General features: G+C 48.7%; 15 protein-coding genes. 6 read left to right on the top strand and 9 right to left on the bottom strand.

Annotation, left to right across the window (positions count from 1 at the left end; all coding sequences use genetic code 11):
- Positions 1-322: 322 nt before the first annotated feature.
- Positions 323-616 (top strand): putative quinol monooxygenase, encoded by a 294-nt coding sequence (locus tag ACYVIY_RS27915; RefSeq protein WP_460979938.1) that lies wholly within the window; start codon positions 323-325, stop codon positions 614-616.
- A gap of 242 nt (positions 617-858) precedes the next feature.
- Here the strand turns inward: ACYVIY_RS27915 and ACYVIY_RS27910 are convergent, their stop codons facing one another.
- On the bottom strand, positions 859-2,352 hold the full coding sequence (locus tag ACYVIY_RS27910; RefSeq protein WP_460979937.1) for a serine hydrolase domain-containing protein: 1,494 nt from the start codon (positions 2,350-2,352) through the stop codon (positions 859-861).
- Between the two features lie 372 nt (positions 2,353-2,724).
- Here ACYVIY_RS27910 and ACYVIY_RS27905 point away from each other — a divergent pair, with 372 nt between their 5' ends.
- The 4 genes from ACYVIY_RS27905 to ACYVIY_RS27890 all read left to right on the top strand — a co-directional run bounded on the left by ACYVIY_RS27905 (position 2,725) and on the right by ACYVIY_RS27890 (position 6,117).
- Positions 2,725-3,138 carry an antitoxin Xre/MbcA/ParS toxin-binding domain-containing protein gene (locus ACYVIY_RS27905; protein WP_460979936.1) on the top strand — a complete coding sequence of 138 codons (414 nt, stop codon included), beginning with the start codon at positions 2,725-2,727 and terminating at the stop codon, positions 3,136-3,138.
- A 9-nt stretch (positions 3,139-3,147) separates the two neighbouring features.
- Entirely contained in the window at positions 3,148-3,612 is a 465-nt protein-coding gene (locus ACYVIY_RS27900) for an RES family NAD+ phosphorylase (RefSeq protein ID WP_460979935.1), read from the top strand.
- Between the two features lie 344 nt (positions 3,613-3,956).
- On the top strand, positions 3,957-4,523 hold the full coding sequence (locus ACYVIY_RS27895; RefSeq protein ID WP_460979934.1) for a recombinase family protein: 567 nt from the start codon (positions 3,957-3,959) through the stop codon (positions 4,521-4,523).
- A 199-nt stretch (positions 4,524-4,722) separates the two neighbouring features.
- Entirely contained in the window at positions 4,723-6,117 is a 1,395-nt protein-coding gene (locus ACYVIY_RS27890; RefSeq protein WP_460979933.1) for an amidohydrolase family protein, read from the top strand.
- A gap of 219 nt (positions 6,118-6,336) precedes the next feature.
- Here the strand turns inward: ACYVIY_RS27890 and ACYVIY_RS27885 are convergent, their stop codons facing one another.
- The 6 genes from ACYVIY_RS27885 to ACYVIY_RS27860 form a co-directional block, all read right to left on the bottom strand.
- Positions 6,337-6,669, bottom strand: coding sequence for an antibiotic biosynthesis monooxygenase family protein (locus tag ACYVIY_RS27885; protein WP_460979931.1), 333 nt, complete (start codon positions 6,667-6,669; stop codon positions 6,337-6,339).
- Between the two features lie 80 nt (positions 6,670-6,749).
- Positions 6,750-7,214, bottom strand: coding sequence for a MarR family winged helix-turn-helix transcriptional regulator (locus ACYVIY_RS27880; protein WP_460979929.1), 465 nt, complete (start codon positions 7,212-7,214; stop codon positions 6,750-6,752).
- Entirely contained in the window at positions 7,198-7,644 is a 447-nt protein-coding gene (locus ACYVIY_RS27875) for an EVE domain-containing protein (RefSeq protein ID WP_460979928.1), read from the bottom strand. Before ACYVIY_RS27875 ends, ACYVIY_RS27880 begins: the two co-directional genes overlap by 17 nt.
- Positions 7,641-7,808, bottom strand: a complete 168-nt coding sequence (locus tag ACYVIY_RS27870) for a VOC family protein (protein ID WP_460979927.1) — start codon at positions 7,806-7,808, stop codon at positions 7,641-7,643. Before ACYVIY_RS27870 ends, ACYVIY_RS27875 begins: the two co-directional genes overlap by 4 nt.
- A 394-nt stretch (positions 7,809-8,202) precedes the next feature.
- Positions 8,203-8,511, bottom strand: a complete 309-nt coding sequence (locus ACYVIY_RS27865; RefSeq protein ID WP_460979926.1) for a hypothetical protein — start codon at positions 8,509-8,511, stop codon at positions 8,203-8,205.
- A gap of 248 nt (positions 8,512-8,759) precedes the next feature.
- Positions 8,760-9,113: a winged helix-turn-helix transcriptional regulator gene (locus ACYVIY_RS27860; RefSeq protein WP_460979925.1), complete on the bottom strand. Its 354-nt coding sequence runs from the start codon at positions 9,111-9,113 to the stop codon at positions 8,760-8,762.
- 108 nt (positions 9,114-9,221) lie between these two features.
- On the opposite strand from ACYVIY_RS27860, the gene ACYVIY_RS27855 reads away from it, so the two are divergent.
- Positions 9,222-9,962 carry an SDR family oxidoreductase gene (locus ACYVIY_RS27855; protein ID WP_460979924.1) on the top strand — a complete coding sequence of 247 codons (741 nt, stop codon included), beginning with the start codon at positions 9,222-9,224 and terminating at the stop codon, positions 9,960-9,962.
- Positions 9,963-10,300: 338 nt separating this feature from the next.
- Here ACYVIY_RS27855 and ACYVIY_RS27850 read toward each other — a convergent pair whose 3' ends face one another.
- Both ACYVIY_RS27850 and ACYVIY_RS27845 read right to left on the bottom strand, forming a co-directional pair.
- Positions 10,301-11,191: a sugar phosphate isomerase/epimerase family protein gene (locus ACYVIY_RS27850; RefSeq protein WP_460979923.1), complete on the bottom strand. Its 891-nt coding sequence runs from the start codon at positions 11,189-11,191 to the stop codon at positions 10,301-10,303.
- Between the two features lie 137 nt (positions 11,192-11,328).
- Positions 11,329-13,041 (bottom strand): GMC oxidoreductase, encoded by a 1,713-nt coding sequence (locus ACYVIY_RS27845; RefSeq protein ID WP_460979922.1) that lies wholly within the window; start codon positions 13,039-13,041, stop codon positions 11,329-11,331.
- Positions 13,042-13,097 lie beyond the last annotated feature (56 nt).

Raw genomic sequence — 13,097 nt, 5'->3', positions numbered from 1 at the left:
CCAACTGATTTTTAGTTGAGATACTGTAAACAGATAGTAGGACTATAAGCATGAACTAATAAATTCACTTCGAAACTGTAAACTTATTTTAGGACGCCACATAAAAGTGAGACATTGATTAATGAGACAGCAATTTGAGATAGTAGCCATCTTCTGTGAACATTATTGTCCGCATTGACAGGTTGTCATAAAAAAACGGGCGTTTTAAGTGGCACAATCTATTCTCACTATCACGTGTCTTAAATTAATCTTAAAAAGTATAACCAAAGTCGTACGTTTGTCAAATATCATACCTATTACAAACTTTTAGACTCATTTTATCATGGAAAAACTTTCATTACTGGCCCGTGTTCAAGCAAAACCTGGCCAAGAAGCTACGGTCGAGAACTTTCTGAAAGAAGCCCTGGCCCTAGCTCAACAGGAACAGGGTACCCTTCGTTGGTATGCCTTCAAGATCAATGAGAATACGTTTGGTATTTTCGACACCTTTGCCAGCGAAGAGGGTCGACAAGCCCACCTGAGCGGTGAAATTGCGAAAGCGTTGCTGGCTAATGCTGATACTCTACTGAGTATGCCCCCTGTGATAGAACAGCTTGAATTACTTGCCGTTAAATAACAGATATAACAGGGTAGTGACTTTCATACTTTGGGTAGTAAAAGATGAAAGTCACTACCCTGTTACAAATCAAGCGACTTTTATTTTACTCTCAAAATACGCTCCCATGTGAGACGAAGGGGCGCTCATGTGTCTGCTTTAAAAATGGGGCGTTTTAAGAACCTAAAATTTGCTAGCGACTTAGGCCCGTCTCCTTTTCCTGATTCCCAAACGCCCTGTCTCTTAAGGGATAATAATACCAGCTACTGTCGCTGGACGGGAACCGCTTCCATCAGTAGGGTAAAAGCTTTTTTCATGCCCCGGCCTAAAAAACGTTCCCCTTTGTAGTGACCCAGCCGAACTACGACCAACTCATGAGTAGGAAGGATATGGATGTATTGACCACCCGCTCCGCTCATGTAATACGTTCCTTTGGGCATGAAAGGTAGAGCCTCCCCATAAATCGCAAAAAAACCACCATACATGGAGCGTCCATCGGCGACCCAGGCCGGAGCCAGCGTACTGACAAACTTCACAAACCCTTCCGCCAGCAGCCGCTCGCCATTCCAGACCCCGTCCTGCAGGTACAGATTGCCAATCCGTGCCCAGTCACGGGCCGAGGAAAGTTCGTAGCCCTGCGTGAGAAAATTGCCATAAGGGTCGGTTTCCAGTACCATGGTGCGTACCCCAATCTTGTCAAATAAGGCCCGTTGCGGAAAGCTGTGGTAAGGCTGTTTCAACCGCTCGATGCCTAGACGGTTGAGGTAGTTGATCAACACCACATCACTATTGCGATAGCGACCCACCGTATTGGGCGCCCACTGCTGAGGCAAACTAGCCGCATACTCGAATGAATTGACCCCACCAGTATACAGATATAGATGGTCGGGATAGCCTAGGGAGGGGTTATAATCCGGATCTTGGGGCGCCCGACACCGTAAGCCACTCGACATGTTCAGCAGATTCCGGATACGGATCTGTTGTCGGGGATCGCCTTTGGCTTGCCATTGGGGAATGGGAGCTGGCTGATCAAGCGTATAGATCCCTCGTTGTATCAGAACGCCCATCAAGGTAGCACTCAAACTTTTGCCCGTCGACCAGCTTTCCAGGGGCGTATCTTTAGTGATGCCCTCCCCGTAGCCTTCAGCAATGATGCGTCCTTTGTAGGTGACCACAAAGGCGGCTGTCTGGGCTTGAGGATCTTCAAAAACGGCCTTCAAAGCCTGAGCTACTTTAGCCGTATCCAGTTCGGCTGGCAGGGGCGTGGAGGGTAGCACATCACCCATAGGCCAGGGGGTTTTAGCTGGATCGGGGAGATTACGGCTTACCTTGACGGGATTGAAAGAAAGCGTTTTTTTGCCTTCAGCTAGACAGACGCATCCCTGATCACCCGTATAGATGGCTGTGCGCACGACACCGTTTGGCAGGGTGATTGAGACGGATTTTCGCTGGTAGTCCACCACCGGCTTGCTTACCAGGGCGCGGGCTTCGTAGGGACTGGTGAAATAGCCAACATTCTCGGCGGCAAACTCGGGTTTGAGTCCGGTGATGAAGACGGCTGAACACATGATTTTGGCGTATCCCGCCGTCTGGTGGGACAGCGAATCACCTGGAGGAGCCAGATAAGGAGGCTGGTTTTTGAGTTGAAGTTCGAGTCCCCGGCGTATCAATTGATCTTGGGGGTTGGGCTTGTTCTGGGCATGGGTAGCCAGGTGCAAGCTAAGTAGTAGAGCTAAAGGCAGGTAAAATTTAGTCACTAGCTGAGGGATTGGGTTAATTGAAGAGGAAGTAAATCAGAACCAAAGGGAACGATGGTTTCAAAAATAAAAGAAAAGAAATTATGGTTCTATCTGGTTTGAGACAAAACCTATCAAGTATGAGACAAGTAACGGTGGGTAAGGCGTGGAAATGTAGAGCCCACTAACAATCTCCAGACCAATCTCATTAAAAGCTCCTAACTGAGACAGGCATTGTTCTCTAAATTAGAAGCGTACTGTTAACTTAAAGCTATATAACAAAATAGCATGGACGGAACCCATTTCCCTTGTCGGGAAAATATAAGTGGCAAGCTGAACAACTTGCTAAGGTGACATGTTTCACTTATGTTTGTGACATAGTTCTCTTAGTATATGGCTACTTCAACTCAACAAGTCTCAAGCCTGACTCGATCCTCACCGTTTGGCGTGATTGACTCATCACGACAGGGCATGCTACGTGCGCAAGTCGATGAGGTCGCGGCTTTAGTCGGACTTACTGATCGGGAAATGGCCTATGCCCTCAATATGACCCCACGTAATCTACATCGGCTGAAAGCTGAGCAACGTGTACGTGTGGATGCTTCGGAACGGCTTCTGCTCCTCAAGAACCTGTTGGTACATGCGCTAGATACCTTCGAAGGACGAAAAACCACCGTCTTGCATTGGTTACGAACCCCCATACGGGAATTAGCCAATCAATCCCCACTTCAATTACTGGATACGGTAACCGGCTTTGGGCTGGCGGATGATGTATTAGGCCGGTTAGATTATGGGTTACCCGCCTAGCTTTTTCTGATGAGTCTTCTGTACCGTATCATTCGGGATAAGTATCGGCATACACCGCTTTCTACAGAAGGAAGCCGCTTGTTTGGGGGGCGCTGGAACCCCAAAGGGGTCGGTGTACTTTATGTCACCTCAACCCCTGAACTGGGTCTGGTCGAAACCTTAGCTCATGCGCCCTCGGTCCGTTATGAAGACTTACCCACTTACTGGGTATTTTCGGTGGAGGTTCCAGATGATATTCGTTACATTAGTCGAGATGAACTGCCAGAATACTGGCAGGAACAAACTTATGAGCGTACTCAGGAATGGCTCAAAGACTGGTTAGCAGACCCAGATCGACTTGGAGTAGCCATTCCATCGGTGCTGGTCCCCCTGTCCTACAATGTGTTGTTACATCCTGCCCATCCATTGTTCGATCAAATTAGAGTAATCAGTCAAGAGATTCAGCCTTTGGATCATCGGCTTTGGCGTGCCTAGTCAACCCAAAAGTCCATTTATAAACGGCAAACAAATTGAGATCGATTCATGCGTATCTAAAACAGCTCCGTCCTGTTCAATATAAGCGTATAGCCTTTAACCATTACCGATTTTGTTTCTAAGAGGCTTCTGCTCAGGGTAGAGTGATTGTTTACACACTTCTGAAAAGGGTAAAAAAAGACATTTTTTGAGTCAACGCAACTGACAGACTCTTAGCTGCATTTTCCTGGAACAAGGACAAGTCCGTAAATTGTTAGTCAAGCCTGTCCATACTAGTTCTCTATTGCAGCCCATGGACAGCTGCCGTTAATTCAGAAGCACTCGCCCTTTATTGAGATAATACTATGTTAGTTGGCTATGCCCGCGTTTCCACACAAGATCAAAACTTAGCTCTTCAATTAGATGACCTCAAAAAAGCAGGTTGTCACAAAATCTTTCAGGAAAAAGTGTCATCGGTTAAAGCACGCCCACAGCTGCAGAAGCTACTAGAGATTGTTCGGGAAGGTGACACGATCTTCGTTTGGAAGCTCGACCGTTTGGGCAGATCGCTCAAAGAACTCTTCACGCTGATCAATGACTTTCAAGCTAGAGAAATTGGTTTCCGTAGCCTAAATGACGCTATTGATACTACTACGGCACAGGGTCGTTTAGTATTTAATCTGTTTGCTTCACTAGCTGAATTTGAACGGGATTTAATCCGCGAGCGTACCTTAGCTGGTTTGGCCGCAGCGCGGGCTAGAGGCCGAATAGGCGGCCGCCCGAAGGGACTCTCTGCCGAAGCCCAAGTAAAGGCCCGAGCCGTAAAGACAATGTACGCTCTTAAAACTCATACGATTTTAGAGATTGGTCAGTTATTTCACCTAAGCCGAGCGACGGTTTATCGTTACTTAGCTTGGCAGGAAATAAAATAACGGTTGCTTCATAAAATGGGCGCTTCGGGAGACATTGCCGTAACGACACTTTCTGTATCAACATTCTTTCGTTTACCAATCAAACAGTTTCCCCTGATTGGGTGTCAATAACTAGACAGGCACTAGCTAGGCTCAATAGATAAGAGGCCTGTATAACTGACTTTGTCCAATCGCCAGCTTGTTTAATCATTGACGTGATATGAAACCACTTTTTGCCTGCTTTCTGCTGGTTTTATCCCCATTCAAGACTGTCGCTCAGACCATCTCCCGAAAAGTCTTCATCATTAAAGACGTGAATATCATTGCGATGACTTCACCCAATAAAGTGGTCTACCAAGCTACAATCGTCATCAACAATGGGCACATTGAATCGATAAACGGGGCCATTCCTAAACATGCTCAGATCATTAATGGAACGGGCAAATGGTTGATACCCGGACTCATCGATATACACGTGCACCCACCAACCGATTTTTCGTTGCATCCCGGTAGGCCCACCCAGCCCCCTAGCTTTACCTTCAATACCCAGGACCTGATGACGCCCTTTGTTACTAATGGCGTAACGACAATCGTTAACCTAAATGCCAACATAGAAGCCTTTTGTCAACGAAAGGAAATTCAGAAAGGCTATGTGACAGGCCCCCGTATGGCCATGGCTGCGCTGATTAATGGGGGTGTGGGACCTGGCCGAAGGGCGAATACGGCAGAAGAGGGGCGTCAAGCCGTTCAAGATGCCAAAAATGAGGGCTACGAATTGATCAAACTCTACTCTCAACTGAGCATCGAAACGTTTCTCGCCATCATCGATGAAGCCAACAAACTGGGCTTAAAGACCGTCGGCCATATACCCAATGCCTTTCAAGGAAAACTCGACCAAGCCTTTGTTCCCCACTTTGACATGGTAGCCCATGCCGAAGAATTTTCAAAGCACGCCAAGGATTTTAGTGCGCAGGAGGCTGAGCGATTTGCCAGGCTGGCCAAGCAAAACGGCACCTGGTTTTCGCCTACCTTAATCGCCATGGTTCGTATCGCTGAGCAGGTCCGTTCGCTGGATAGTTTAATTGCCCTGCCTACGCTTCAGTACGTGCATCCGCTGCTACAAAGCAAATGGGTAACAGCTAATAATTACAACAAGAATGCTAGCCCGGAACGAGCCGCTTATTTGGGTAAGCTGGTCAAGTTTCATTTTCAATTAGTGCGAGCCTTCCAGGCAATGGGTGTGCCAATCGTTGCCGGAACGGACGCTGGCGTTTCCGGGGTGGTATGGGGGTTTTCATTGCATGATGAATTAGAGCTATTGGCCCAAGCTGGGTTGACACCGGAAGACGTGTTAGCTTCCGCTACTCGGCTACCGGCGACTTGGCTGGGGATGGACAGCGAAGTGGGCACTATAGAGGTGGGGAAATTGGCTGACCTGGTTTTACTGGAGGCCAATCCGCTGGAGACCATCATGAATACCCGAAAGATTTCAGGTGTCTTCGTCAATGGTCAGTGGTTAGCGGGGGCGAAACTAAAGGCGATGCTCGCTGAACTGGCGAACCGGAATCTTGCCTCGAAAGGTCAATACGATTGGCAGCAGCTAATGGGCAAATAAAGCCTTAGTTATCCAAGTAGCGTCAGTCCATTATTCCTAACTATGTGCTGAATAATCTCAAAATACCCTCCTCCCTGAGACACAGGGGCCGTTCATTTATCCGCTTCTTAGTACGGGCGTTCTGGGAGATCAATAAGACTTGCCTGGACGTACATAAAATAACAAAGTCAGGCTATACGCACTAGTGTACTATAACCTGGCTTTGTATACGTCCGCTGATTAGTCGTTGAGCCGATCCGACCAAATCTGGGTGTAAGTAACGGGTCTGAACTCGATGGCCATCGCTGCGGCCTGTTTGATGTGCGTTAAGGCAAGTTCATCCTTGAGGGCATTCTGATAATCTTCCACAGTGGCCCATTGCGCATAGTTGGTTACCGTACGCCCATCATCACCCACATGTAGATTCGCTGAAATGTAGCCTGGAAGTTTACTCATTACCTGCTGAGTGGCTTCCTTCAAAACCTCAAACAGAGCCATCTGCTTTTGGGGTTCGACGGTAAATACATTAATCAGCGTACAGTACCGTTGGGCGTTATCAATTGTGGTCATCATAGGAACAAAGTTGGTTTGTGAGGGGTGTAAGGCTACTGAATCAGCAGACAACCCAGCAGCGGTAAGGTCTACTGTCTATTCTAACGATCGGTAGCATTGGCGTCGATAAGCGCCACCACCGATGAATTGAAGGCGCTCAGTTGGGGGCCTAGTTGGTGAAAAAACGCTGAATCAGCCGTTTCTACACTGATGATCGCTTTTTGTAGAACGGCTTCTCCTTCTGGGGTCAGTCGAATCGTCTTCGCTCGGGTATCGGTTGGGTGCTCATGGCGCGTGATGAACTGCTTGGCTTCCAGCGTCCTGAGTACCTTTGACACCATCATCGTGTCGGCATTTCCTTGATGAGCGATATCGACCTGGGTCACTTGGTCACTGTCTCTGGATAGCCACGCTAGGGCACAAAGCAGTACGAACTGGGTATGGGTCAGGTCCAAGGGATCCAATACCTGCTTTTGCTTCCGTTGCCAAAGCATGGTCAGTTGGCCCAACAGGTAGCCCGGGCTATCTTGGGGATTGTTAAACTGAAACTCAATTCGTTGCACCATCGCCTTTAGAAAGCATCTGGGAAGAAATTAAAGCAAAGTCATGCTGGTCAATCTCGAGCAGCCCATGCCGGAACGGATATCCCCAGTTTTTCTTGTCGGGAATGCAATTCAGCTCGGCAAGTAAGGGTTTGATTGACACATCCTCACTGGGCAAAACGGCAATGGTCCGTCTTGCCGGACAGAAGTCGGGGGACACCTGGACCTGAACGATTTCCTCATCCATCACTCTGCCTATACCCGTAAATTGCTGGCACACCTGGGACCCTACCACTGTCTGCTTTCCTGAATAGAAGATAATTAAATCATCTTTATGCATTTGCTTCAAGGGCGATGCCTTACCGTGGCAGCTTTGGGCGATCCCCTCTTTAAGGGCCCGTTTAACATGGTCTTTGGCGGCCACGACGATCCAGTATCTGGTCAACTCGCTCATCGGGGTTCAATCGTTTCTAGAAAGGTGATGTTGTAGCCGTCGGGGTCTTTAGCCGTGAGCGTTTTACCGAAGGGGGTTTGCTGGATGGGCCCTACTAGGGTCACCTGCTTGGCGGCTAACTGCGCTTGTAAATCCTCGATCTGCCCATCGAGCCGGCGACCCAATCATACTCAATCAGGTAGAAGTCCTCTGGAGAGCCGAACAGCTTCAGTTTTTGAAAGCGCGTGATTCGTTGCTTTCCAGCCTGAGCGGGGCTTTCGACTCCATGGACGGACAACTGAAATGTTTGTCTTAGCTGCCGAATAAAGGCAGCCGTATCCCGAATGGTGGGAAAGTCGGCTAACCCGGTAAACGCTTGGGTCGCTTTAGCAGGTGGTGGGGAAAGCTTGGTCTCTTTTTCGAGAGACCTTGGATTGCCGGCACAATTCCAACTTATCCAACCGATTAGCATCAACCCAATAGATGCCTTCATAGCAAAATCAACAAAGTGGACGGACCAATCCCTGGAATGGATTGCAGGTTGGCAAAAAGGTCCTTGTCATAGTTCTTTACCTGCTGCTACATCCGTTTCTCCAGGGCATCAATCTCTTTCTCGAGCAGGTTGATCACTTTTTGGAGGGACTCATTGCCCAGGAAGCTCTGGAAAGGCAGTTGTTCAAAGGCTTGCTGCTGATTGCGCAGTGCCGTTCGCTGCTTGATCAGCTGATCCGCAAGCGTCATCTCCTGGCCGATCTGCCAAAGGTGCTCGGGTCCCGGCTGCCAAAGCGATGGGGTTTCCTTCTCGCCGTACTGGGCAATTAGGATCGCTTCGGCGGGGCCGCCCCGGCGATGCTGTATTCCCTGCTTGGCACCTGTCCAGGCGGACACCGCAGTTGAATAAGGTTTCGTCGTATCGGTGGCTTCAGGACGTGCTGGCTAAAATAAACAATCCATTTTAGGAGGGCAGGTTTAGTGATCTGTTACCTAGCCGCCGGAACACTTAAATTCAGCAGATTAGGGAAGTTTAGGTTTGCTCAACCTTTTTTGGTTAACGAACGGTTACCAGAAATTTACTGTAGGTGCTATGTGAAGGTTTCTGTTGCCAACCTAGGTGAAGACCAGCAAGCAATTGGCCACTAACGCCCCACTATTTGCTTTCGATGGGTCACTCCCCAACTCGCCAAATCCTTAATAATAGGTTGCAGGGTTTTACCATGTGCTGTGAGCTCATATTGTACAGTAATAGGTGACGTATCGAGAATTGTTCGTGTGATCAGCTGGTTTATTTCCAATTCCTTTAATTCTTTGCTCAACATCCTGGTGGAGATGCCAGTAACATCATTTAAAATATCTGTAAACCGTCTTTGATTAAAACAGCAGAGTGATGAGATAATTGCGACTTTCCATTTCCCGTTCAGCACATCCATAGCGTCCTGAACTGACTTCATAATTTGCCTGCGTTTGTCTTGAGAATTATCTGTTGCATTCATGAGATGTTACTTTGTTACACCGATGTTACTGTTACTTTTAATTACAAACTTACTAACAGTAATAAAAGCAACCTAGCTTTGCACTGGTAAATAATTAAAATCTTCAAAATGAGTTTTACAGAAAAGAATGTACTAATTTGTGGTGGAACTACCGGTATTGGTTTCGCCACCGCCCAAGCGTTCATCAATGCAGGAGCAAATGTTTGGATAACCGGTAGAGGTGAAGAAAATCTGAATAAGGCTGCTGCAAAGATCAATAGTCCCAAATTAAAAACCATTGTCGCCGACACCTCAAGTCTGGCAGGTATCACCACTTTAGGAAATGCTGTCAAGGAAAGTAAGGCAACTATCAATGTCTTACTTTTAAACTCGGCGATTGCTGGCATTTCCCCATTTGATCAGACTACTGAAGCAGACTTCGATGCTCAGTTCAACACCAATGTTAAAGGCCATTTCTTTACGTTGCAGAAACTACTGCCTTATCTGGCAGATGGTTCATCGGTGGTATTTACTTCCTCAGCTTCAGCAACAACCGCTGGTTTAAATACCAGCGTTTATTCGGCTACAAAAGCGGCTATAAACAAAATTGCAAAGGTTGCCGCAAACGAACTCGCCGGAAGGAAGATCAGGGTCAATGTGATTAGCCCTGGCCCGATTGGCACGGAACTGCTATTATCTGTGCCAGAGGAAGTTTTGAAGCATTTTGCCTCATCTACAGCACTACAAAGATTAGGTCAACCAGACGAGATAGCGAAAGCCGTATTGTTTTTATCTTCGGACGATGCCGGCTTTATCACTGGCACAGAACTTCTCGTAGACGGAGGATTAACTAATTACGCCTACAAGTAAAACAACCTTGTTGAAACGAAAGCGGCAATTGTCGCTTTCGTTTCAAAACGAGTTTAAAAAGTGATTGTAAAGCAGGACTGGACCTGCTACCTTTTACTGGACACGGTCCCCCGGGACAAAAAAGCGAAGTAACAGCTAGAAAAGTAACAAGACTAATCTCGTAAAACGCTCTTTTCGTAATACCGCACTTATTGAAAGCGTTTGACCTTCTTAAGTTAAGTGACGGATTTTACGCAGGGCCGCCTGAACGGTCGGCCGCGGCCGTACGAACCGGCAAACGTCACAAAGCCGCCACTCATTACTGACGAGTGGCGGCTTTGTTAAATAGAAATCCAACTTTATACCTTTAGTTTCTCTACGTTCTTGTAGCTGATGGCGATCGCTTCCAGAGGTGGGCGTTTACAAACGTCCTGCTCCACGAAGTAATGGGTCATACCCGCCGTTTTTTTAGCGTCGAAAATCCGCTGGAAGTCAACCGAGCCGGTGCCTACTTCGGCAAATTCGCGTTCGGGCGTTTTAGCGATGTCTTTGATGTGCCAGAGCGGGAACCGGCCGGGGTGTTTCTTGAACAAGGCCACGGGATCCTGACCCGCGATGATTGCCCAGTACAAATCCAGTTCCAATTGAACGAGCTTCGGATCAGTACCTTTCAATAAGACATCGTACGGAATTTGACCGTCGACTTCCTTAAACTCGAAATCGTGGTTGTGGTACACGAACTGGATTCCGGCCGATTTACACACCTCGGCCGATTTGTTGAATAAATCAGCAAACTGCTTGTAATCATCGAGCTTGGTACGTTCCTGCGGGAAAAGGTACGCACAAACCATGTATTTCTGACCGATCGAGGCTGCATCGTCAACGGCGCGTTTCCAGTCGTTCTTCAGCGTTCCTTTTCCGGTTACCACTACGTTACCGGTTGTGTAGTGACCACTGGGCGACGACAACCCAAGATCTTTTAACAAAGCCGCATAGTCTTTCGGCGACTTACCGAAGAACTTACCGTCGGCATAGCCAAACGACTCCACTTCTTTGTAGCCAATATCAGCTACTTTTTTCAGGGTTCCGTCGGGATCTTTACCCATTGCTTCGCGTAGGGTATACAGCTGTAAGCCAACCTTTTTGGACGAAGCGGCAAACGCATTGACCGAAGGCAGTAAAGCAGCCGACGTAGCTAAGGCACTGATTTTTAGGAAATCCTGGCGGGTCATTTTTCTGGAGTTATTCATGAGATTAGTAAGCGGGTTTAATCGACGTCACCTAATAAAGCACGTGCGATTTGAATTCTTGCTACACAAAGTAAGTATAAAAAAACAAGGTCACCCACATAGGCAGGCGACCTTGTATCAATTGGATACATTAAGGTTTAAACCAATCCTTTCTTAATACCCTTCACCGCGTAGTCAGCCGCGCGGGCCGTCAGGGCCATGTACGTCAGCGAGGGGTTCTGCGTAGACGTCGAGGTCATGCAGGCTCCATCCGTCACAAACACGTTCTTCACCGCGTGCAGCTGATTCCACTTGTTCAGCACGGAGGTTTTAGGATCTTTACCCATCCGGGCACCGCCCATCTCGTGAATATCCAGGCCGGGGTTCCGTTTGTCGTCACGCACCCGGATGTTGGTAAAGCCAGCCGCCGTGAACATTTCGGTCATCTGCTCCTGATAGTCCTTCACCATCTTGTCGTCGTTGTCGTCGTACTCAATGGATATTTTCAACTGCGGAATGCCGAACGGATCTTTCAGCGACTGATCCAGGACTAGGTAGTTGGTTTCTTTCGGGATGGTTTCGCCCATCATGTGCGAGCCAACGTGCCAGCCGCCCAGCGTAGGGTTTAACAGACTATTTTTCAGATCAGCTCCGATGCCATCCTGATTGGAGCGCGATTGACGACCGGCCGAGAAACCAGCGGCATAGCCCCGCAAGAAGTCCGTTTCCTGTTTGAACACATTCCGGAATCGGGGGATGTATGGGCTGTTGGGGCGACGTCCATCGGTGGTTGAGTCCAGATTCCCGTCGTATTGCGCCGAGATACCAGCCCGATAATTATGGAACGCTACGTATTTACCCAGCACCCCACTGTCGTTGCCGAGACCGTTCGGGAACCGGTTTGAGGTAGAGTTCAACAAGACCAGATTTGAGTTCAATGCGGCCGCGTTCAGGAAGATGATGCGAGCGTAGAACTCCTTCATCTGCTTCGTTTCGCTGTCGACAATCCGTACCCCGGTTGCTCGGCCTTTGGTTTCGTCGTAAATAATCGAATGAACGACCGAGTTCGGGCGCAGGGTCATCTTACCCGTTTTGGCCGCCCAGGGAATCGTTGATGAGTTACTGCTGAAGTAGCCACCGAATGGGCAACCGCGTTCGCAGATGGTGCGGTGCTGGCACTGGGCGCGGCCTTGCTGGGTATGAATGGGTTGCGGCTTTGTAATGTGAGCGGCCCGACCCATGATCACATAGCGGTCTTTGTAGCGATCGGATACCGCTTTCTGAAAATGCTTTTCCACACAGTTCCACTCATGGGGGGGCAGGAACTCGCCGTCGGGCAGGGTAGCCAGCCCATCTTTGTTGCCGGTGATCCCGGCGAATCGTTCCACGTAGCTGTACCAGGGCGCAATATCGGCGTACCGGATCGGCCAGTCGACGGAGAAGCCATCACGGGCGGGACCTTCGAAATCGAAGTCGCTCCAGCGCTGCGTCTGCCGGGCCCACATCAGCGACTTCCCCCCTACCTGGTAGCCCCGAATCCAGTCGAACGGTTTTTCCTGAACGTAGGGGTGTTCAGCGTCTTTTACGAAGAACTGCTCGGTACCTTCGTAAAACGCATAGCACTTGCTGATGATGGGGTTAGCCTCGCGCACTTCCCGGCGTAACTGGTTCCGGTGTTCAAACTCCCACGGCTGCATCATCGTGGTTGGGTAATCCGTTACGTGCCGAACGTCGCGGCCGCGCTCCAGCACGAGCGTCCGCAGACCTTTACCAGTTAATTCTTTTGCGGCCCAGCCGCCACTGATCCCCGAGCCGATCACAATGGCGTCGTAGGTATTCTGGGCCTGGGCGTCTATATTCAGGTATGCCATAATCGGAAGTAATCATTACTTAGCCATTGGTCATTAGACAGTCATTCGTTGTAAAC

The organism is Spirosoma knui, from assembly GCF_054780635.1.
This window is presented reverse-complemented; position numbering and strand designations above follow the sequence as displayed.

Coding starts and splice junctions, on each gene's coding strand:
- ACYVIY_RS27855 (WP_460979924.1), top strand. CDS start 9,222: ATGAGTTTTACAGAAAAGAATGTACTAATTTGTGGTGGAACTACCGGT.
- ACYVIY_RS27860 (WP_460979925.1), bottom strand. CDS start 9,113: ATGAATGCAACAGATAATTCTCAAGACAAACGCAGGCAAATTATGAAG.
- ACYVIY_RS27905 (WP_460979936.1), top strand. CDS start 2,725: ATGGCTACTTCAACTCAACAAGTCTCAAGCCTGACTCGATCCTCACCG.
- ACYVIY_RS27915 (WP_460979938.1), top strand. CDS start 323: ATGGAAAAACTTTCATTACTGGCCCGTGTTCAAGCAAAACCTGGCCAA.
- ACYVIY_RS27850 (WP_460979923.1), bottom strand. CDS start 11,191: ATGAATAACTCCAGAAAAATGACCCGCCAGGATTTCCTAAAAATCAGT.
- ACYVIY_RS27885 (WP_460979931.1), bottom strand. CDS start 6,669: ATGATGACCACAATTGATAACGCCCAACGGTACTGTACGCTGATTAAT.
- ACYVIY_RS27890 (WP_460979933.1), top strand. CDS start 4,723: ATGAAACCACTTTTTGCCTGCTTTCTGCTGGTTTTATCCCCATTCAAG.
- ACYVIY_RS27875 (WP_460979928.1), bottom strand. CDS start 7,644: ATGAGCGAGTTGACCAGATACTGGATCGTCGTGGCCGCCAAAGACCAT.
- ACYVIY_RS27900 (WP_460979935.1), top strand. CDS start 3,148: ATGAGTCTTCTGTACCGTATCATTCGGGATAAGTATCGGCATACACCG.
- ACYVIY_RS27845 (WP_460979922.1), bottom strand. CDS start 13,041: ATGGCATACCTGAATATAGACGCCCAGGCCCAGAATACCTACGACGCC.
- ACYVIY_RS27895 (WP_460979934.1), top strand. CDS start 3,957: ATGTTAGTTGGCTATGCCCGCGTTTCCACACAAGATCAAAACTTAGCT.
- ACYVIY_RS27880 (WP_460979929.1), bottom strand. CDS start 7,214: ATGGTGCAACGAATTGAGTTTCAGTTTAACAATCCCCAAGATAGCCCG.